The following is a 21,161-nucleotide window of genomic DNA, read 5'->3' as shown; positions in this document are numbered from 1 at the left end:
ACCGCAGTGTCAACGATCACCAAACTGCTGATCGCCAACCGAGGCGAAATCGCGTCGCGCATCATCAGGACGGCGCGCGAAATGGACATCTCGACGGTGGCGCTCTATTCCGACGCCGATCGCCACTCCCCGTACGTGCTCGAGGCCGACGAATCCATCCACCTGCCCGGCACCACCCCCACCGACACCTACCTGCGGGTCGATCTGGTAATCGCGGCCGCGCACCGAACCGGCGCGAACGCCATCCACCCGGGATACGGGTTCCTCTCGGAGAACGAAGATTTCGCACGACGATGCAAAGCCGAGGGGATCATCTTCGTCGGTCCCTCGCCCGAGGCGATCGCCGCGATGGGATCGAAGATCGAGGCCAAACGCATCATGGCGGATGCGGGAGTCCCCGTGCTGCCCGGGATGGTGATCGAGAACGAATCCGACGAAGATCCGGAGCGGCTGCGGTCAGCGGCGGACGACATCGGACTACCGGTCCTGGTCAAGGCCGCGTTCGGTGGTGGCGGCCGCGGGATGCGGATCGTCACCGACCGCGACGAGATCGTCGAGGCGGTCCGCAGCGCCCGCCGTGAGGCACAGTCGGCGTTCGGTAACGGCACCGTCTTCCTGGAGAAGTTCGTCCAGTCGCCGCGGCACATCGAAGTGCAGATTTTTGGTGACAGCTTCGGCAACGTCGTCCATCTGGGTGAACGCGAGTGCTCCATTCAGCGTCGATACCAAAAGATCGTCGAGGAGTCTCCCTCGACGGCCGTCGACCGCGAGTTGCGGGAAGAACTCGGCAGCGCCGCGGTCTCGGCTGGTAAGGCGCTCAACTACGAGGGCGCCGGCACCGTCGAATTCGTCATGGCACCGGACGGCGCCTTCTATTTCCTCGAGGTCAACACGAGGCTTCAGGTCGAACATCCGGTCACCGAACTCGTCACCGGGACAGACCTGGTGCGCGGGCAGCTCCTCGTCGCCGCCGGCCAGAAGCTGCCCCCGGAGATCGAGTCACCGGAGTTCAACGGACACGCGATCGAGGTTCGCCTCTACGCCGAGGACGTACCGGCCGGGTTCGTGCCCGTGTCCGGGAAGTTGACCACCTTTGAGATCGCCGACCTCCCCGGAATCCGCGTCGACGCGGGATTCGCCTCCGGGTCCACGGTCAGTACCTTCTACGATCCGATGCTGGCGAAGGTGATCGGATTCGGTAGTACCCGGGAAGAAGCCTGCGACCGGGTGGCCCGAGCCATGGACGAATCGCTGATCCACGGGGTCACGACCAACCGCGATCTGCTGATCGGCATCCTCCGCGAGCCCGAGTTCCGCAATGGGCAGACCGATACCGGATACCTCGACCGGCACTCGCTGACCGCTCTGACCGCCGGCCGCGTCCAGGGCGAGACCACCGCGGCGACGCACGCGATCGTTGCAGCGCTCGCGGCCCAGGCCGATCGCCGCGCCGCGACTGCGACGTTGCCCGGGCTCCCGTCCGGCTTCCGTACCGTCCGCAGTGCATCCCAATCCGTGGTGTTCGGCCACGGCGATACCGAGATCGAGGTTCGGTACGGGTTCCTCCGCGACCGGATCGACGCCACCGTCGACGGTCGCAGGATCGAGCAGATCGAACTTCTCGACGTCGCGCCCACCCTGGTCGACGCGGTCATCGACGGTGTTCGCCGCCGCTATACGATCGTCCGCGACGGGGCCGCGCATTTCGTCAACAGCGCCCTCGGCGCCACCGAACTGCACGAGGTGGAGCGATTCCCCGACCCGAGCGATGTGCAGGAATCCGGTTCCCTCCTGGCTCCGATGCCCGGCGCCGTGGTGAGGATCGAGGTGTCCGAGGGACAAGGAATCACCGCCGGCGCCGCCGTCGTCGTACTCGAGGCCATGAAGATGGAGCACACGATCAAGGCCCCCATCGACGGAGTGGTGACGAAGATCCCCGTCTCGGTTGGGCAGCAGGTCGACTCCGGCACCGTGCTCGCCGTGGTGCACGACGGGCAGGAGGACGCATAGATGACACCCGACACATCCACCACATCCACCGTGGCGGTCACCTACGAGGTGCGAAATTCCATCGCATGGCTCACGATCAACCGGCCCGATGCCCGTAACAGTCTCAACCGCGCAGTCCGGGACGGCCTGTTCGCCGGAGTGCGGCGCTTCAATGACGACGAATCCGCAAAGGTCCTCGTCCTCACCGGCAGCGGCGACAAGGCGTTCTGCGCCGGTGGCGATCTCAAGGAAATGAGCCAGGAACAACTCACGGTCCCCCCCGTCGACTTCGTCCCCCAGTTCGGACGAAACATCGCAGTCGACAAGCCCACGATCGCCGCCGTCAACGGTGCCGCCTTCGCCGGCGGCTTCCTCCTGGCACAGACCTGCGACCTCTGCATCGCCTCGACTACGGCGACCTTCGCCATCTCCGAGGTGAAGATCGGCCGTGGCTCGCCCTGGGCGGCTCCCCTTCCGCTGATGGTGCCCCAGCGGATTGCGATGGAGATCGTCCTGACCGGTGCTCCTTTGACAGCTCAGCGGGCCTATGAGATTGGATTCGTCAACCGGATCGTCGAACCCGACGAGCTTGTTGAGGCGACACAGAAGTTCGCCGAGTTGATCGCCGCGAATGCCCCACTGTCGGTGGATGCCGGGAAGAAGACAGCCAAGCTGACCGCCGAGTATGCACTGTCGGCGGCGTTCGAGATGGCCGAAGAGATCTGGGAACCGGTCTACCTCAGCGAAGACGCACAAGAGGGAATGCTCGCCTTCAGCGAAAAGCGGCGCCCCCACTGGAAGGGGCGATGATGGCGCTGGACTATGAGGCACTTCTCGACGACCTCGACGTCGAAACCGTACGGCTGATCGTCGTTCTTCGTGGCCTCACACCGGATCAATGGGAGATCGACACTCCCGCAGACGGCTGGGCCGTGCGCGATCAGGTCTCACATCTGGCATTCTTCGACGACGCTGCAAGAACCGCGATGGAGGATCCCGAACGGTTCCGCGAAGAATCCGCCGTCCTGATCGCCGGCGGCATGGACTTTCCGGATCGGATTGCTCGTGATCTGCGGACGATGTCCCATCGGGACCTGATCGAGTGGTTCGTCCACTCTCGAAGCGAGCTGATCAAGACGCTGCGACGGACTGCTCCCAAGGCGCGCATGCCCTGGTACGGCCCCGACATGAGTGTCGCCTCGTCGGCAACCGCACGGCTGATGGAGACGTGGGCACACGGCCGGGATATCTACGATGCGCTCGGCGTACGGCACGCAAGCAGTCCGGGTCTGCGCAGCGTCGCGCACCTGGGGGTGAGTACCTTCGCCTTCGCGCATCAGCTCAACGGGCTGCCCGTGCCCGACCACGCTGTCCGAGTGGCGCTTCAAGCTCCGGACCCCGATGCAAGCGCGTGGACGTGGGGACCCGCTGATGCGGAGAACTCCGTTGTGGGTCCGGCGGAGGACTTCGTCCTCGTCGTCACTCAACGGCGCAATGTGGCCGACACTCGCCTCGTCGTCACCGGTCCCGTCGCCCGCGCCTGGATGGGCATAGCCCAAGCCTTTGCCGGTGCTCCCGGCAGCGGCCGACCCAGTCTCACCGCCCCGTCAATCACTGGAGGAAACCGATGAGAGAGTCTGACGCCCCGCGTCGGCCGATCCGTGTCGGCAACGCATCGGGATTTTACGGCGACCGACTCTCGGCCTTCCGTGACATGGTCGACGGTGGCCCGGTCGATGTGATCACCGGCGACTATCTCGCCGAACTGACCATGCTCATCCTGTGGAAGGCCCGCAAGAAGGATCCCACGACCGGCTACGCGAAAACCTTTCTCACCCAGGCCCGTCAGTCCCTCGCCGACTGCGCCGCCAAGGGAATCAAGATCGTTGTGAATGCGGGTGGCCTCAATCCCGCCGGACTCGCCGACGAGGTTCGCAAGCTCATCGCCGATCAGGGGCTCGACTTGTCCGTCGCGCATCTCGAGGGCGATGACATCCGGCCCCGGCTCGAATCGCTCCAGGCCGAGGGGCACGAGTTCCGGCACCTCGACAAGGGCAGCACGCTGGCGGAGGCCGGGGTGAGTCCGGTGTCGGCGAACGCCTATCTCGGGGGCTGGGGTATCGCCGCAGCCCTGCGCAACGGTGCCGACGTGGTGATCTGTCCACGCGTCACCGACGCCGCACTCGTTGTCGGCACGTGCGCATGGTGGCACGGTTGGGCGCGGACCGACTTCGACGCCCTCGCCGGGGCGGTGGCGGCCGGTCACATCATCGAGTGCGGCCCGCAGGCGACCGGGGGCAACTATTCACAGATCCGGGAAGTGCACGATCGCCGGTACCCGGGCTCCCCGATCGCCGAAGTTGCTCACGACGGGAGCTTTGTCATCACCAAGGACCCCGGAACCGGAGGCCTGGTGTCCGTGGGCACCGTCACCGCCCAGTTGTTGTACGAGATCGACGGCCCGCTCTACCTGAACCCCGACGTCGCCGCACACTTCGAGACGATCGAGATCACCCAAGAAGGGACCGACCGCGTCCGGGTGGCCGGGACCACGGGAAGCCCCCCGCCGCCCGACCTGAAGGTGGCGATGAACTACATCGGCGGCTTCCGCAACACAATGACATTGGTCCTCACCGGACTCGACATCGAAGAAAAGGCCGCTTGGGCGGTCGACGAACTGTTCGAGATCCTCGGCGGGCAAGAAAAGTTCGACGACGTCGACATCCAACTGCTCCGCTACGACATTCCCAACCCGCCCACCGCCGCCCAATCGACCGCGCACCTACGGATAACCGTCAAAGACGCCGATCGCGCCAAGGTCGACCGCGCCTTCTCCAACTCGGTCACCGAGATCGCCGTCGCCGGCTACGCAGGCTTCCACACCACCACCCCGCCGTCTTCGGCATCGGAATTCGGGGTCTACTGGCCCTCGCTCATCCCGGCCAACGAAATCGAACATGTGGTCCTCCACGCCGACGGAACCAAGGAACTCATCGACCACTGCCCGCGGACCCAGACACCGGCACCGACACCGACAACGTCGACCCCACACGACGCGGCCGACCCGGCACCGACCACTCGTCTCCCGCTGGGGTCCGTCGTTGCCGCCCGCTCCGGCGACAAGGGCGGCAAGGCAAATGTCGGTGTGTGGACCGATAGCCCGGAGCGGTGGGACTGGCTGCGCCGGCACCTGACCGTCGAAAAGTTCCTCGACCTGGTCCCCGAGGCAGCATCTCTGCCCGTACACCGCTACGAGCTCCCCAATCTCCGGGCACTGAACTTCGTCATCGTCGGATTCCTGGGCGACGGAGTGGCGTCCTCGACCCGCACGGATGCACAGGCCAAGAGTCTCGGTGAGTACCTGCGTGCCCGGCACACCGACATCCCGACAGCATTGCTCCCCGAGACCAACTGACACCACCGGCGGCGACCGCCGCCCTCACCCGAGGAATCACCATGGAGTTCACCGAATCCGACGAGCACGTCGCGATCCGCGAGGCGGTCGCCGCCATCACCACCAAGTTCGGTCCCGACTATTACACCCGCCACGCATTGGCCCACGAACCGACCACAGAATTATGGAAGGCACTCGGAAGCAGCGGATTCATCGGAATCAACCTCCCCGAAGAGTACGGCGGGGGCGGCGCCGGCATGACGGAGCTGGCACTGGTCTGCGAGGAAACCGCCGCCCACGGCTGTCCGCTCCTGCTCCTACTCGTCTCCAGCGCTATCTCCGGGGAATTGATCGCCAAATACGGCAGCGCCGACCAACGGCAACGATGGCTACCAGGAATGGCCTCGGGAGAGACCAAAGTGGTCTTCGCGATCACCGAGCCCGACGCGGGTTCTAACACGCACCAACTGTCCACGCACGCCGTTCGCGACGGCGGCGACTACGTGCTGAACGGCACGAAGTACTACATCTCAGGTGTCGATGAGGCGGAAGCACTCGTGGTCGTCGCCCGTACCGGGCACGACGAGGCGACCGGCCGGGCACAACTGTCCTTGTTCCTGATCCCCACCGATGCCCCGGGATTGGTCAAACACGCGCTCCCAGTCGGGGTCGCGCTCCCCGAAAAGCAATTCACCCTGCACTTCGACAATGTTCGTGTTCCGGCCGACGCCCTGCTGGGGGTCGAGCACGAGGGTTTCTCCCAGGTCTTCGACGGCCTCAACCCCGAGCGAATCACCGGCGCCGCGATCTGTGTCGGGGTCGGTAGGTTCACCTTGACCCGCGCGGCCGAGTACGCCCGAACACGTACGGTCTGGGGCCAGCCGATCGGCATGCATCAGGGACTGTCCCACCCGCTGGCGAAGGCGCAGATCGAGGTGCAACTGGCGGCCTTGGCCACCGCGAAGGCCGCATGGTTGTACGAGCACGGAAAACCCGCGGCCGAGGCATCGAACGTGGCGAAATACGCAGCCGCCGAGGCCGCTGTCGCGGCGGCAGATGCCGCCATCCAGACCCACGGCGGCAACGGACTGAGCAACGAGTACGGACTTCTCCCGCAGTGGGGACTTGCCCGGCTCCTCCGGATCGCCCCTGTGAGCCGCGAGATGATCCTCAACTACGTAGCCCAACACAGCTTGCAACTTCCCCGGTCCTACTGAAAGCGCCTTCCACGAGCTGAGGAACACGATGTCCACCACCGAAATCGGTTGCAACCTGATCCACCGGATCAACGTCGGTGACAGCCTCACCCGGGCGGCCTGGCGCAGACCCGCGGCACTGGCGCTGGTCGACGGGGACCGTCGATTCACCTACCGCGAGTTCAACAGCTGGGTCAACCGTGTCGCACACGGCCTACACCGCCACGGTCTGCGAGGCGGCGACGCGCTCGCACTCGCGTCCGGCAATTGCGCGGAGTTCCTCGTCACCTACTACGCCTGCGCGAAACTGGGGCTCGTGTGCGTCCCTATCAATCTTGGCTGGGGCACCAGCGAAATCTCCTACGTTCTCCGACATTCCGCGGCCAGAGCGATTGTCGTCGAAAACGAGTTCCTACCGCGAGTCCACGATGCTCTCGCCGATGCAGTCAGCGTCATTGACATCTTTCTCATCGACGGCGACGTCAACGCAGGCGATCCCACCGTAACCGCCTTCGCGGAACTGGCTGGCGGTTCGCCGGATTCCGAACCTGAGCATGTGATCGCCGACCGCGCACCGCTGTCATACCTATACACCAGCGGAACCACCTCATCCCCGAAAGGGGTGGTCGGAAACCACGCCGCCATCTACCTCGAGTCGATGACCATGGCGCTCGAGGCTCAGTTCCGCGAGGACGACCGGTTCGTCGCAATGATGCCGATGTTCCACACCGCGCAACTCAATACCCACTGCACCGCCGCGATCCTCGTCGGAGCCACAGTCTTCATCGAACGCCGCTTCGACGCTCGGCGCCTGTTGGCGCTCATCGAACACGAACGAATCACCCAGATCTTCGCCCTCCCCATGATGTACAGCGAGATGCTCGAGCATTCGGACATCGGTTCCCGCGATCTCTCCTCCCTTCGCCGCGCGCTGTACGCCATGGCGCCCATGCCGCGGCATCTCATCGAACGCTGCATCGAAGTCTTTGCATGCGACTTCTACCTATTGTTCGGCCAGACGGAAATGAGTCCGACGACCACGCTCTTCCGTCCCGAACACCAGTTGACCCACACCGGCGCTGTCGGAACGCCGGTGATCGGGGTGCAAGCGGCGATCATGGCACCGGACGGGGAACTCCTGCCTGCGGGGGACCAGGGGGAGATCGTCTACCGCAGCCCACACACCATGACCGAGTACCTGGACAACCCGGAGGCAACGTCCGAGGCCTTCGCCCACGGGTGGTTCCATTCCGGCGATATCGGACGATTCGATAACGACGGCATCCTCTGGTTCAGCGACCGGTTCAAGGACGTCATCAAGACCGGCGGCGAGAACGTCTCCTCCCTCGAGGTGGAGCGCGCCATCTATCAGGCCGATCCCCACATCGCGGAAGCAGCTGTCATCGGGCTCCCCCATCATCGCTGGAGCGAGGCGATCACCGCGGTCGTGGTGCCGGCATCCGGCGCAACGGTCGATTCCGCGGCGCTGATCGACAAGATCAAGCGATTGATCGATCCGTACAAGACCCCCAAGTCGATCATCGTGGTAGATGCGCTCCCCCGAACCTCGACTGGCAAGATCCAGAAGAACGTGGTTCGGGACAGGTTTGCCGAGCACTATGAAAGAAGGTGATACGACGATGGTGGAGAGTAGTGGGATGATCGACGACAGAGTGGAGCCGGTACGCACGCGGGACCCGGCGCGCCGCTACCGGATCTTGGCCGCCGCGGCCGACCTGGTGGCGCGCAATGGCTTCAATTCCGTGTCGATGGCCGAAATCGGTGCCGCGTCCGGAATCACCGGTTCAGCGATCTACCGGCACTTCGACAGCAAGTCCGCAGTCCTCGTCGAACTCTTCGACAGCGCGATAGACCGCCTGCTCGACGACGCGGAGCGCACCCTCGACAGCGGCATCGGACTCGAGCAGGCACTGCGTGAGCTGGTCGAAGGACAGATCGAATTCGTTGTTGGGAAACGAGAGGTCGCGCAGGTCTACCACAACGAAATCCACAACCTCCCCGAAGACGACCGCCGCCGCCTGCGCCGAAAGCAGCGGCTCTATCTCGAGGAGTGGGTGCACCTGGTCGACGAACTGCGCTCGGACCTTGACGACGGAGAAGCCCGGGCTGTGGTGCACGCCGCGATCGGCGCTATTCAGTCCACCCTGTTCCACAGCGTGGGTCTCCCCATCGATCGCTTACGGCAGATTCTCGCAGATTCGGCGCTGGCAATCCTCGGCGTCGCACCGGCACGGGCCTAGCCACAGGGCACGCGTGTGTGGGCCCGGCATCCGCACACACGATGCGCTGTCGAGGCAGCTCGTCAGGCGCCGCCGGACCGTCTCCCGGTGCGCCATCTCGCCTGGCCCCGGGCCGTGGGGAAGAGATTCGCCGCTCCACCGGCGACGCAGGGAAGACCCTCACCCTTCGCGGCCAGCCAGCTGACCGCGACGAGGCCCACCGAGGTGTCCGTCACGTCAGGAGAAAATATCGCGTGCCCACCGGCTCGAAAGGCCAACTCTTGGTCTCTTCGCTCGGCGGTGCGCAGAATCGGATGGCGATTCTGCGTGTGATCCAGCATCGCGTGGACGTGAATTGCGCTTCCACGCATCGTGACAGCATCGAATGTGTTGAGGTTGACCACCCATTGCGCTGGTCGACGCGCTCGCGGTCGCTACGAAGTTGCGCTGGGTTGGGTGCGCAGTACATCTGACGGTGCATTGAGCGGGTGCCGATCTAGCGGGATTACTAGCATCTGGGACGTACACCACAACGCGGTTGCTGCGAAGGCAACGCTGATGAAACCCGTGCCCCACAGCAACCCAGTAGATGGGTGAGATGAATTTATGGCGATAGTCGTGGGAAATCCTGCCCCAAGGGACTCCGCTCGCGAAGCGATCGTCGGACTGCATATGCCAGAAGCAGCGCCGTCAATGCCCACAGGCCGCATGTGGCAAGAGTGCGCATCGCCAGGTTCAGCGGCGCCTCGTAAGGGGGTGTGGGCATCGGTTTCTCCCAGAATCGGGATGCTATTCACACACCCTCGAGAATCCCGGCCTACGCATCGACATCTGATCGGACGGTCAACGATGCTGCTGGACTCGGTACAGATTCGGACAGGGTTTGCGATGTTCATGGCGGTGGGATGCCAGTCCCCGGTCAGGTGTTCGAACCGAAGCAATCTGGCGTTTGCTCCACAGTTGACCCGCCGACGTGCGTGGCTGCGCCTCCACTACCGAGGCCCCGCCTGTAGCCCCTGCACGATCCCGAGGGATGAATCGTGCAGGGGCAAGATGTCAGGCCGGGTCGATCACGATTGCGAAGGCACGCGCTTCCGGACCGGGTGAGCGGTTCAATGAGATGAACTTCGCCTCGGTGTACTCGTCGAGTGCGTCCGGGCCGCCCTCGCGGCCCAGGCCGCTCTGCTTGAATCCACCGAACGGGTAGGCGGGATGGATGACGTGCCAGTCGTTGATCCACACCATGCCGGCATCGAGTTCGCGGGCGATCTCGATCGCCTGTGCCTCGTCGCCCCATACTCCCGCGGACAGTCCGTAGTCGGTGTCGTTGGCGATCTTGATCGCCTCGTCGACCGAGTCGTAGGTGAGCACGACGAGGACCGGTCCGAACACCTCTTCACGTGCGATCCTGGCGTCGTTGGTCACACCGACGAAGATTGTCGGCTCGATCCAATAGCCCTTGTCGAACCCGGGACCGGTGGGAACGCCGCCGCCGACCACGGCCTTGGCACCCTCGGTTTCCGCGATCGCGAAGTAGTCGAGGATCCGCTGGTGCTGGACCTTGGAGATGATCGGTCCGACTCCGGTTGCGGGGTCGAGTGGATCGCCGACCTTCAGTGTGCGTGCGCGCTCGACCAGTCGTGAGACGATCTCGTCGCGTTTGCTCGAAGGAATCAGCAGTCGGGTACCGGCTTCACAGGCCTGGCCGTTGTTGGCAAGGGCTGCGAACAGCGAACCGTCGATCGCGGTGTCGAGGTCGGCGCTGTCGAGAATGATGTTCGGTCCCTTGCCGCCGAGTTCGAGGGTCACTCGCTTCACCGTGTCGGCCGATTGGCGCAGGATGCTCTTGCCGACCGCGGTGGAACCGGTGAAGGCCACCTTGCGTACGTCGGGGTGTCCGCTGAGGTGCGCGCCGACGGGTTCGCCGTCGCCGGTCACCACATTGAGCACGCCGGGCGGCAACCCGGCCGCCTCGAACTCCTTCGCCAACTCGAGCGCCACCAGGGGTGCATGCTCGTCGGGCTTGAGGACGACCGTGTTGCCCGCTGCGAGGGCAGGCGCGATCTTCCACACGATGACCAGCAGCGGAATGTTCCACGGCACGATTGCCGCCACCACACCCAGCGGCTCGCGCCGGACGATGCCTTCGGCCGGCACCGGACCGATCTCGGGGCCCGCCGTCTCGAATTCGTAGGTGGCGGCCTGGTCGGCCAGGTACTGCATCTGAGCGATCGACAACCCGATATGCAGGGCCCCGGTGATCCGGATGGTGGCGCCGTTCTCACGTGTCTGGAGCGCGGCGAGCTCGTCGATACGGCCGCCGAGCCTGCCTGCGACATCGTTGAGCAGGGCCGCTCGTTGAGCAGGCGGGGTACGCCGCCAAGTGCCCTCTTCGTGCGCCGCCTTGGCCGCGGCGACGGCCTCGTCGACCTGCGCCACGCCACCCTTGGCGACGGTGGCGACGAGCTCTTCGGTTGCAGGGCTGCGAATTTCGTAGTTCTCGCCGGTATCAACCCATTCGCCGTTGATATAGAGCGAGTAGTGCGGGACGCTCATCGGCGTGCTCCTCTTTCTCTGATGTGACTAGCGACAGCAGTGCTGTGTCGAAGGTTTCGATGGTCAGCTGATCTGGCGAGCCCGCCCTTCCCAGAACGGGGCACGGATCGATTTCTTGTCGATCTTTCCGGCCGGATTGACCGGGAGGGTGTCGACGAAGGCCACCGTTTTGGGAGCGTGAACGCTGCCCATCTCCCTTTTGACGTGATCGATCAGTTCCTGCTCGGTTGCCGTGACACCGCTCTTGAGAGCGATGACCGCATGGACCGCTTCGCCCCACTTCTCGTGTGGGACTCCGATCACTGCTACCTGCGCCACTGCGGCATGGCCGGCCAGGGCGTCCTCCACCTGTCGCGGAAACACGTTGAACCCGCCGGACACCACCAGGTCCTTCTTGCGGTCCACGATGTAGAGGAACCCGTCCTCATCGAGACGACCGATATCGCCGGTGTGCACCCAACCGTCACGCAGTGCCTCGGCGTTGCGTGAGACGTCGACGTAACTGAGCATCTGCCCCAGCTGCCGGGACACGATTTCCCCGGGTTCGCCCAGCGGCAACACCTGGTCCGCTTCGTCCTGGATTGTCACATCGACGTGGAACAGGGGCCGACCGGCCGAGGCGAGTCGCTTGATCCACACCTCGCTGTCCACACGGTGCTCGTTCTTGCGCAGGCAGGATACATACCCCGGTTCGGTCCCGGCGTAGGCCTGGATGAAGATCGGGCCGAACACGTCCAGCGCCTGACGCAGCCGGTCGGGTGCGATGGGAGATCCCGCATAGACCATCGTCCGCAGCGAAGACAGGTCGTGCGCTGCGCGGCGCGGATGGTCGAGCAACAGGTAAATGATGGTGGGAACGACCGCGGTGGCGGTCACCTTCTCCTGCTCGATGGTGCTCAGCAGTTTGTCCACGTCCAACCCGGGCAGCATCACGTTGGTGCCGCCTCGCAGGAACGTCGGCATGACGAAGATCTGCGTATAGTGCGTCAGGGGCGCACCGTGCGCGAAGACCTCACCCCACGCGATGTCGCCGATCTCGAGGCCCGCGGTGATGCTGTAGTGGCCCCACGTGAAGTGTGAGTTGACGACACCCTTCGGGTCTCCGGTGCTCCCGGAGGTGAACAGGACGTACGCCTCGTCGTGGACGTCGATCTCTACCTCGGGACGAACCGTCGGCTGCGATCGGAAGAGTCCGTCGTAGCCGAACACTTCGCCGATCTCAGGGGGCGCCGAAGCCGGACTGCTCCCGATCCGGATCACGGTCTGCAGCTTCGGCAGGTCACCTCTGATCTCGGCGACGACTGCGTCGAACTGGGCGTGATAGATCAGCGTGGTGGCATCGGTCTGCGTGAGGCTCGACCGGAATGCGTTGGCAGCATTACGAGTAGGCATCTGCACCAACACCCCGCCGGCAGCCCAGATTCCGTGCTGCGTGGGAATGAATTCCAAGCAGTTCGGCATCAGCAGGCCGACGCGCTCGCCTTTCTGCAGCCCCAGAGAGACGAGTCCGTTCGCTACCTGGTTACGCCAGTCGAGCAGCTCACGGTAGGTCACCCGCCGATCACCATCGACGATCGCGACGTTGTCCTTGTAGTAGGTACATGCCCGATCGAGTACGTCCGGCAACGGCCCCCACATGGTCAGGATCCAACGAGAACGGACGGGTCGAATCCCTCGACCCAGTACTCCGGCGTCACGATCGGGATTCCGAGTTCCTGCAGGACCGGGGTATCGTTCCAGTACGTCGTTTCGCGGACGATCTGTCCGGCGCTGTCGAGCTGGTGCCAGGTGATGCCGCGGGTGGACAGCGTCTTGCCCTGGGTCGGAACTCCTTTGTAGGTCTCGAGACCCGTGCCCGTCCAGTTCCACAGGATCACCACGGCCGGGTTTCCGGCCACGCCCGCCACCGGGAACGAGTCGGTGATCTCGAAGGAGTGCAGGCCGACACCGTTGGCCGTGTCGGTGTTCGCGTACGGGGCGAGCTTCGGCGCCAGCTCATCCTTGGTGATGGCGGTGTCGGTGACGTGGTCGGAATCGGCGTGGTCGTCGTAGACCAGGTCGTCGGCGTACAGGGCGACCGTCGCCGCTGTGTCGGAGGTCAACGCGGTGATCCAGCGCCGGGCGTGCTCTTCGTGCTTACTCATGGTGTTGGTAGTTCCTTTCGCGCAGGGTCGGTGTCAGACGAGAACAGCGGACTTGGTCACGCTGGCCGGGTCGATGGGCTGTCCCAGGTCCGCCGCTGCCGTCGCGATGTCCCACAGGCTCGCTTCCCGGGTGATGAGGCCGGCTTCGTTATAGATGTGGAATGTGATTCCCCGCGCTCCGGGCACCTTCCCGTTGGCGGGAACACCGACGAACGCGGTCGCCGTGGGCGCCTTCCAGGTCCACCGGTAGATCGCCGACTTCTCGTCGCCGACGACCTCGTCGATCCGAAAGTTGTTGATGCCGATGCCATTTTCGGTGTCCTTGTTGGCATACGGCGCGAAGACACGGAGGAGCTCGTCCCTGTCGGTGATCTTCTGGCCGAGGATGGGATCCTCGAAGAGGAAGCCGTCGGCGTACAACGCAACGACCGCTTCGGGGCTCTCACGGAAGGCCTTCAGCCACTTGACAGCAAAGGAATGACTCATGAATATCGCTCTCCTCGGTGGTTGTCGTAGTTCCCGCGGATACTCGAATATCGGTATGCTCCGCTCACTTCAGGAACACCTTCAAGGTATTGCGTAGGTCACACCGGCGGCGACTTACTTGGGGAGGAAACCCACCCCTCAACAGGGGGATACTCGGAGGGCGCCAGATGCGGTTGGGCGTCGATACCGGGCCGGCCGGTCCGGTCCGGAATGCCGACGCGGTTGCGTGCGGTCGTCAGTTCCGAAACGGGCGTCCCCGCCAGCATGGTTCGGCATCGGAAATACGACCGCCGCCCGGCAGAGGGCCGGGCGGCGGGGCGTTGACGAGGTGATGTCGAATCGAATTACTCGATGCGGTTGCCGATCGACCAGGCAATGGCCTGTGAACGGTTGGTCGCACCGAGCTTCCGCAGGATGTGCTTGACATGCGATTTCACCGTCCCCTCGGTGATGACGAGGGACTCGGCGATGTCGTTGTTGGTCGCCCCCGCCGCCATCAATGTGAATACCTCTTGTTCGCGGGAGGTGAATTCGGCGAGAGGCACCAAGCTGGGGCGCGAGGCGAATTCCGCCGACGGGTCGGCTCCCGCAGGATCGAAGTCGGTCCGTCCGGCCGAGGCCATCCCCGATTCGCACAGCTCGTCCATCGTCGCCACCGTCGACGAGAGGATCTCCCTGATCTGGTCACGTTGGCTCCGCAACCGCTCCATCAGCGACGTCCGTTCGTAGATGTATCCGACACCTTCGGTGAAGGCCCACAGGACGTCGCGGTCGATCTCGTCGATCCGGCTCGGAACCGGGGAATGGTCGGCATGAAGTAGGCCGACAACGTTGGTGTCGAGGACCAGGGCCGACACCACGTACGAACGTGAGCGACCCGACTCGACGATGATCGGCCGGTATACAGGCGTGTTCTCCGTGTCGTAGACGATCGCGGGCCGATGATCGGTCAGTAACCGCGCCTCGGGAGCCCGGTCATCGAACGGTATCCCGCGATCGATCCAGTCGGTGAACCATGAGTCAGATTCATCGCTCTCGCCCAGGTATGCCTTCCACGGTTTCCACGTGCCCGCCTCGACTCGCGACAACACCACCCGCCGGAATCCGCAACGAACGGCCACGTCCTCACAGAGGCGGTCGAGGAGGTCGGAGGTGCTCGGGACGGTCCGCAACCGATGGAGCCCTGCCGAACACTCGGCCAGACGCTCGGTCCTGCGGCCCATTTCATTGAGGTACAAATCCATCGCCAACTGCTGCAGGTCGAGCACCGTCTTGGTGAGTCGCTCGACCTTCGCCGTGTCGGCTCCCGCCGCCTGTCGCAGTTCGTCGATGCAGTGATGTGTCAGGACTGAAATCGCCTCTGCGGAATGCGCGGGGCGCTCGTGCCGGATCGTCGGAAGAGTGGTCGAACCGACGTCAGCGAAGATCTCGTCCCGGATGGTCTCCAGTCGGGTGATCAGCTCGATGTCTTTGCGGCGCCACCCCTGCAAGGATCCCCGTGCCGTCTGGGGCTGCGTCGTTCCGAGCAATGCCTGTGTCATAGCGTCCGTCCCATCGAGCGTTTCATCTTCCCGTATCGCGCGATGGCGCTGGCCCTGTTGGTGGCACCCAACTTGCGGAAGATGTGTTTCACGTGCGATTTCACCGTGCTCTCGGAGACGGTGAGCTGGGCGGCGATTTCCGCGTTGGACGCGCCTTTCGACAACAGTTCCACCACATCGACCTCCCGTGGGGTCAATTGCCGTTCGGGTCGCCCCGCGACCGGCACCTCCGACGATCCGCCCGTCGACCCGCGCTCCCGAGAAGGATCGACAGCCACCGGAGGCAGCATCCCTATAGGGGCGTCGAGGGTCAGCGGGCCACCGTGAACGTCGTCGATCATTGCTTCCGTGGCGCTGAAGACCATACCGAGCCGATCACGCTGCTCACGCAGTCGCTCGGTGAGCACCATCCGTTCGTAGACCGGTCCCAGCCCGTCGGCGAAGAGCCGAACGATGTCACGGTCCGCGGGCGTCAGCACCCGCCCCGAGATATTCGTGTCGGCATGAAGCAGGGCGACGACTGTTCCGTCGACCACCACTGGCGCAACGACATAGCTGGTGGTCCTCGACAACCTGATGAGCGGACGATACGTCCGCGTTTCTGTACCGGCATCGCTGACCAGCATCGGGATCCGGCGCCGTACAACATCGGCCTCGAGCGGCGACGCACTCAAGGGGATCTCGAGATCGCTCAGATAGTTGCGCAGCGCAGCGGAGATGGCCTCGGAGACCAGGTGCAGGGTATGGGGAATCCACATCGAACCCTGGATGCGAGAGACCAGAACCCGATCGAATTTTCCTGCGGTACCCAGTTCTTCGGCAGAGCTGCTGAAGAACTGGCCGGGCCGGGCTGCCGCCGAGCGCAGGCGGGCCAGCGAACCGAGCACTCGTTCCAGGCCGTGTTGGGGAGTCAGGCAGGCCTGCTCGTAGAGGATGTCCTGGGCTTGGTGTATCTCCCCGAGAATGGAGGACAAAGCACCGGCCTCATCGATCGTGTCACCCACGTTTCGGGTCTCGGTGGACTCCACCCCCGCCATCTCTCGCATCGCGGCCGCCATCTCGCTCAGCTGGTGGACGACGGACGGCTGGGCGGCGGGAGTATTCACTGTTCCTCCATATCGAGGTGCGGGGCATCCATGGCCGCCATGTCGGCGACTTCCATCCTCGGGATGCTGCGGCACTGCACCTACCTTCAATCCACCATCTCGTGGCTGACGATTTACTTATGTCTGCCATTGTGGTGATCCGGATCACTGTTGTCAACGAAGCTGCAGGGAATACCACCTAGTCAGGGGGTATGCACGGAAATCGTGGCCTACGTGGACGCGGGCCCGTAGTGAATTGCCCTTAACTATGGGGGGTGGGGTCTCGGCCATACAATGCGCGGTGAGCGGCCAGGCGCACACGTTCTTGCACGTTGGGCATGCAGCGCAATCGCATCGTCCTGGATACGTCGTTGACGATTGTCAGAGCAGCGTGAACGCGGAATCGCACCTGGGTGTCGCCGATATCCGGCCGGGTTTCTTTCAGCAGTTGGAACCACTGCCCGACGTAGTCGTGCTGTGCGCTGCGCACCGCGTGTCGTCGGGCGGGAGGGAGGCTGAGCACCTCGCAGGTCAGCACTGTCAGCAGGTCGTGATGGATCATCGCGAAAGTAGTGTACGCATCGACCGCGGCGTCCAGAGCCTGCCTCGCGGGGTGTGTCCGCGGAGAACAGTGCCTGCGACAGCCCCAACTGCAGTGGTTCGGCACCCCGGTCGACCACGGCGGCCAGGAGATCGGCCTTCGTATCGAAGAGTCGGTAGACGCCGGCGCTGTGGACCTGCACGGCGACGGCGACCTCGTCCATTCGCGACTGCTTGACATCCCTTCGGGCGGCAATAAGTACTCGCGGGCGCGGAGCGCACCTGATAAGGAATGACGATCAAGACGATTGCATCTTGGTATTGGATTATTATCAGTCACGTTGGCAGTGTACTTGTCGTACCTCTGATTCCGCGCCCGGCAGGAGACGAAACATGCCTTGGATAGAACTCGCAGGCAACGACATTCACTACACCGACACAGGAACAGGTGATCCCGTCGTCCTCGTGCACGGCCACGGATCGGCTGCCGCGTGCTGGGAACCGATCATCGCGGCATTGGCCCCACGTTTCCGGGTGCTGGCGTACGACAGCTACGACCACGGTTACTCTGCCAACTCTCGACGCGAGGGTCCGATGGCCGACCGGGCCACCGAACTCGAAGAGTTCATCGGAAAACTCGGCCTCGCGCGTCCGGTGGTGTTCGGTCAGTCGATGGGCGGAATGACAACTCTGCGGTGGGCCTTGCGCCACCCCGCGGAGGCTCGGGCGCTCGTCGTCTGCGGCATGGGGTGGCCATTGCTCCCGATGGACGACAAGATCGCCAGCGCGCTGGACGACGAGGAACGAATCTGGCTGGGCGTGGGTGAGTCGTTCACGCCGGACTGGATCGAGGCAAACCCGGTTGAGCACGCCCGCTACATCCGCGTCCGCTCGACCGCGGCAGCTATCGAGGCCGCACGCCATCGACGCCCGATGACGAGCTCGCAGGACGAATTCCTGAGCGAGGACCCGGCCGCCGCCGATCGGACAGCCGCGGGGCTGAAGGCGATCAGCAGCCCGCTGCTGCTGTTCGCCGGCTCCAAGGAAGCACCGTTCATCATGCACGGCGTGGAAAACACCCATTCTCTGGTCCCGAACAGCACCCTCGTCATCGCCGACGGTGCTGCTCACAACGCGTACTACCAGGAACGGGAACTGCTACTCGCCTCCTTCGAGAACCTTCTGGCCACCAACCTGACGACGGCGTAGCAGTTCAGTCACCACGGTCTCGGTTCGCATCACTGCAACAGTGCGGACCGAGACCTCACCAATTCGAGCACATTCCGCGACGCAGGCGTCTCGGCACCCTTCCGCCAGACAACGCTGATATCGGTGGGACGACTCTCGTCGATGGGAATGTGCGACGTCGAAGCCGGAGTCGTGGTGCGAGCCGGGTGAATACCGAACCCGACGCCGATCTCGGCCACGATGAAGGTGAGAATGGTGAGCGCGTCCTTGACTTCGATGATTCGCCGGGGACGAAACCCCGCCACATCGCACAGCTCCTCGACCATCTGCCGCACCGTCCGGCCGGGCGCGGGACGCATCAGAACGAACGTCTCCTCGCGTAGCCGGTCCATCGAGATGGTGGACTCCTTCGCCAGAGGATGGCCGGCGTGGAGCAATACACCGAGGCGAACCGAGGCGACGACCTGCCGGGCCAGGCGCGTCCCGGATACCGGGCCACCGAGAACAGCGAGGTCCAGGGCGCCTTCCTCCACGAGCCCCAGCAACTCGGCATTCGGTCGCGATGCGTCGATTTCGAGTTCCAAATGCGGGTATTCATCGTTGACTGCACGGACCAGGTCGACGAAGTGGTCATGTGCGAAGCCCGCGTTGTAGCCGAGTCGCAGTCGGCCGTACTCACCGGTGCCGGCATTGCGCGCCTGCTGGGCAGCATTGTCTATCGACCACAGTGCTTGGCGGCACGGCTGGAGATAGGCTTCTCCCGCGTCGGTGAGCCGGACGGATCGCTTGTCTCGATCGAACAGCCGTGCTCCGAGGAACTTCTCCAGGTTCTGGATCTGCTGGCTCACGGCCGGTTGGGCGATATTCAGTCGCCGCGCCGCGCGCCCGAAGTGGAGTTCCTCTGCGACCGCCACAAAGGCGTACATCCAGTTGATTTGCACGCCACTCCCCCGGCCGTGATAAGCGATCTTGATCACGACAATCTTACACTGATATTGGACGCATATTTATGTCGCATGTCACTGTTCTGGTGTAGGACGTCACAGCTCGACCATTTGGACCGGTGGGACGCCGACCGTCCCCCTTGTCACGCCGTTCAGGAGGCACCATGACCAAACAGGACACGAACGATGAGCAAGACGTAGTCGAGACGTCCGGCGCACGATCACGCGACATGGGCCGCAAGGCCGCCGCGAGTGCGTTCCTCGGGAGCATGGTCGAGTACTACGACTTTTTCCTTTTCGGCACCGCTGCAGCGTTGGTGTTCGGACCGCAGTTCTTCGGACCGCTGGGAACGACAGGCGGGTTGCTCGCATCGTTCGCGACTTTCGGTGTCGCATATGTCGCCCGGCCGCTCGGCGCGATCGTATTCGGAACGCTCGGTGACCGGCTGGGCCGGAAGAAGGCCCTGACTCTGGCACTGAACATGATGGGGCTGAGCACATTTCTCATCGGGTTTCTGCCCACGTACAGCGCGATGGGTATGCTCGCGCCCGCCCTTCTCGTCATCATGAGACTGTTCCAGGGACTCTCTGCAGGCGGCGAGCAGGCCGGTTCCAACGCGCTTGCACTCGAACATGCGCCGACTGGCAAACGCGGCGTCTACACCAGTTGGTCCATGCAGGGCACCGTCTTCGGCAGCCTGCTGGCCAGCCTCGTCTTCGTCGCCGCGACGAGCTTGCCCGACGACCTCTTCATGAGTTGGGGCTGGCGACTGCCATTCTTTCTGGCGGGCCCACTCATGCTGATCGCGCTCTACGTCCGCTCGCAGGTGGCCGAGACCGAGAGCTTCGTACACGTCTCGTCGGCGAACGACACGTCCACACTTCCGCTGGTGGCGGTATTCCGTGACTACTGGAAAGCCCTACTCCGTGTGATCGTCTGCAACTTCCTCTCGGTCGTCAGCACGACCCTCGGCGTCTACGCATTGAGCTTCGCCACCGGAACTGCAGGCGTGGGCGCCAATCAGTTCTTGCTGGCCGGAATGGGTGGGAGCATCGTCTGCCTGATCGCACAACCACTGTGGGCCAGGCTCTCCGACCGGGTGGGACGCCGGCCGATCATGTCCGGATCCCTTCTCCTCGTGGCGGCGCTGTGGTTCCCCTATTTCGGCGCGATCGCCTCGGGCAACGTTCTGCTGATCGCGGGTTGCGTGGCCGTGTTGATGCTCGCCTTCTCGGGCGCGAACAGTGTGCAGGCGTCGTTCTATGCTGAGCAGTTTCCGGCGAAGGTGCGCTACACCGGCATGGCCATCGGGATGCAGTTGGGCATTCTCCTCGGCGGCTTCACCCCCGCGATACAGGCCGCCCTCGCCGGCGAAGGCACAGGCGGATGGGTCGGTCCGGCCGCGTTCGCTGCCGTGATGTGCCTGGTCGCAGCGGCCGGCGCCTGGTCCGCACGGGAGACCGCGAACGCGTCACTCGACGACCTCGACACAACTTACGAGCCGGACGCGACATCATCGAGCAAGGTCCTTGCCCAAACGGATTCGTCGGCGACAGGTTGAGCGCCTGCCGTCGGAGCGCCGATTCCTCAGGCGCCGCCCATACGTGACGTTGCAGGATCAGGCGTTCGGTGGGCTTCGCCCCCGTGAGTACTTGTTAACCACGGGGGCTGTTGCGGAATTGAGTGACGAGGGTGTGGCTGTGTTCGGCGCGTTCGGTGGGTCAGCAGAAAGTGCGGCCCGCCCCGGCTGCCGGTCAGGTGGTGGCCGGGAGGACGCTCGCGGCGGCCAGGATCTGGGCCCTGCGGTTCCGGGGGCGTGGAGTGCTCGTGAGCCGAGCTCGCCTCGGGCGCGCTAGC

17 protein-coding genes are annotated in these 21,161 nt (G+C 64.2%); 9 read left to right on the top strand and 8 right to left on the bottom strand.

All coding sequences use genetic code 11. The annotated features are described in order from the left end of the window. Window positions 1-6 precede the first annotated feature (6 nt). Genes MLGJGCBP_RS46715 through MLGJGCBP_RS46685 form a run of 7 tightly spaced genes read left to right on the top strand, consistent with a single transcriptional unit; the run spans window position 7 to window position 8,840 of the window. Window positions 7-2,010, top strand: coding sequence for an acetyl/propionyl/methylcrotonyl-CoA carboxylase subunit alpha (locus tag MLGJGCBP_RS46715; protein WP_160097251.1), 2,004 nt, complete (start codon window positions 7-9; stop codon window positions 2,008-2,010). After that, window positions 2,011-2,799 (top strand): enoyl-CoA hydratase/isomerase family protein, encoded by a 789-nt coding sequence (locus MLGJGCBP_RS46710; protein WP_201453099.1) that lies wholly within the window; start codon window positions 2,011-2,013, stop codon window positions 2,797-2,799. Next, window positions 2,799-3,620: a TIGR03084 family metal-binding protein gene (locus MLGJGCBP_RS46705; RefSeq protein WP_160097253.1), complete on the top strand. Its 822-nt coding sequence runs from the start codon at window positions 2,799-2,801 to the stop codon at window positions 3,618-3,620. Before MLGJGCBP_RS46710 ends, MLGJGCBP_RS46705 begins: the two co-directional genes overlap by 1 nt. Continuing rightward, a complete protein-coding gene (locus MLGJGCBP_RS46700; RefSeq protein ID WP_160097255.1) occupies window positions 3,617-5,404 on the top strand; it encodes an acyclic terpene utilization AtuA family protein in 1,788 nt (595 codons plus the stop codon). Before MLGJGCBP_RS46705 ends, MLGJGCBP_RS46700 begins: the two co-directional genes overlap by 4 nt. Window positions 5,405-5,445: 41 nt before the next feature. Then, on the top strand, window positions 5,446-6,600 hold the full coding sequence (locus MLGJGCBP_RS46695) for an acyl-CoA dehydrogenase family protein (protein WP_160097256.1): 1,155 nt from the start codon (window positions 5,446-5,448) through the stop codon (window positions 6,598-6,600). Window positions 6,601-6,628: 28 nt separating this feature from the next. Beyond that, the gene (locus MLGJGCBP_RS46690) at window positions 6,629-8,212 is read left to right on the top strand and encodes a long-chain-fatty-acid--CoA ligase (protein ID WP_160097258.1); all 1,584 of its coding nucleotides are present in this window, start codon (window positions 6,629-6,631) and stop codon (window positions 8,210-8,212) included. 25 nt (window positions 8,213-8,237) lie between these two features. Beyond that, window positions 8,238-8,840 (top strand): TetR/AcrR family transcriptional regulator, encoded by a 603-nt coding sequence (locus MLGJGCBP_RS46685; protein WP_160097308.1) that lies wholly within the window; start codon window positions 8,238-8,240, stop codon window positions 8,838-8,840. A 1,035-nt stretch (window positions 8,841-9,875) separates the two neighbouring features. Here MLGJGCBP_RS46685 and MLGJGCBP_RS46680 read toward each other — a convergent pair. The 7 genes from MLGJGCBP_RS46680 to MLGJGCBP_RS52775 form a co-directional block, all read right to left on the bottom strand. Further along, window positions 9,876-11,375: an aldehyde dehydrogenase family protein gene (locus tag MLGJGCBP_RS46680; RefSeq protein WP_160097260.1), complete on the bottom strand. Its 1,500-nt coding sequence runs from the start codon at window positions 11,373-11,375 to the stop codon at window positions 9,876-9,878. 63 nt (window positions 11,376-11,438) lie between these two features. Beyond that, window positions 11,439-13,013, bottom strand: coding sequence for an AMP-binding protein (locus MLGJGCBP_RS46675; RefSeq protein WP_160097262.1), 1,575 nt, complete (start codon window positions 13,011-13,013; stop codon window positions 11,439-11,441). Between the two features lie 2 nt (window positions 13,014-13,015). Further along, on the bottom strand, window positions 13,016-13,519 hold the full coding sequence (locus MLGJGCBP_RS46670) for a ketosteroid isomerase-related protein (protein ID WP_160097265.1): 504 nt from the start codon (window positions 13,517-13,519) through the stop codon (window positions 13,016-13,018). A 33-nt stretch (window positions 13,520-13,552) separates the two neighbouring features. Continuing rightward, window positions 13,553-14,005 carry a ketosteroid isomerase-related protein gene (locus MLGJGCBP_RS46665; RefSeq protein WP_160097267.1) on the bottom strand — a complete coding sequence of 151 codons (453 nt, stop codon included), beginning with the start codon at window positions 14,003-14,005 and terminating at the stop codon, window positions 13,553-13,555. Between the two features lie 344 nt (window positions 14,006-14,349). Further along, window positions 14,350-15,546: a helix-turn-helix transcriptional regulator gene (locus MLGJGCBP_RS46660; RefSeq protein ID WP_160097269.1), complete on the bottom strand. Its 1,197-nt coding sequence runs from the start codon at window positions 15,544-15,546 to the stop codon at window positions 14,350-14,352. Continuing rightward, complete coding sequence (locus tag MLGJGCBP_RS46655; protein ID WP_160097271.1) at window positions 15,543-16,652, bottom strand: LuxR C-terminal-related transcriptional regulator; 1,110 nt, start codon at window positions 16,650-16,652, stop codon at window positions 15,543-15,545. The genes MLGJGCBP_RS46660 and MLGJGCBP_RS46655 overlap by 4 nt, the downstream gene beginning before the upstream one ends. A 241-nt stretch (window positions 16,653-16,893) precedes the next feature. Beyond that, window positions 16,894-17,193: a hypothetical protein gene (locus tag MLGJGCBP_RS52775; protein ID WP_236581167.1), complete on the bottom strand. Its 300-nt coding sequence runs from the start codon at window positions 17,191-17,193 to the stop codon at window positions 16,894-16,896. 371 nt (window positions 17,194-17,564) lie between these two features. Here MLGJGCBP_RS52775 and MLGJGCBP_RS46645 point away from each other — a divergent pair, with 371 nt between their 5' ends. After that, complete coding sequence (locus MLGJGCBP_RS46645; protein WP_160097273.1) at window positions 17,565-18,380, top strand: alpha/beta fold hydrolase; 816 nt, start codon at window positions 17,565-17,567, stop codon at window positions 18,378-18,380. Between the two features lie 29 nt (window positions 18,381-18,409). Here MLGJGCBP_RS46645 and MLGJGCBP_RS46640 read toward each other — a convergent pair whose 3' ends face one another. After that, on the bottom strand, window positions 18,410-19,300 hold the full coding sequence (locus MLGJGCBP_RS46640) for a LysR family transcriptional regulator (RefSeq protein ID WP_160097275.1): 891 nt from the start codon (window positions 19,298-19,300) through the stop codon (window positions 18,410-18,412). A gap of 167 nt (window positions 19,301-19,467) precedes the next feature. On the opposite strand from MLGJGCBP_RS46640, the gene MLGJGCBP_RS46635 reads away from it, so the two are divergent. After that, window positions 19,468-20,865 carry an MFS transporter gene (locus MLGJGCBP_RS46635; protein WP_160097278.1) on the top strand — a complete coding sequence of 466 codons (1,398 nt, stop codon included), beginning with the start codon at window positions 19,468-19,470 and terminating at the stop codon, window positions 20,863-20,865. Window positions 20,866-21,161: the final 296 nt, after the last annotated feature.

Origin of the sequence: Rhodococcus sp. T7 (genome assembly GCF_009872365.1) — a bacterium.
Lineage (GTDB): Bacteria > Actinomycetota > Actinomycetes > Mycobacteriales > Mycobacteriaceae > Rhodococcus_F.
This window is presented reverse-complemented; position numbering and strand designations above follow the sequence as displayed.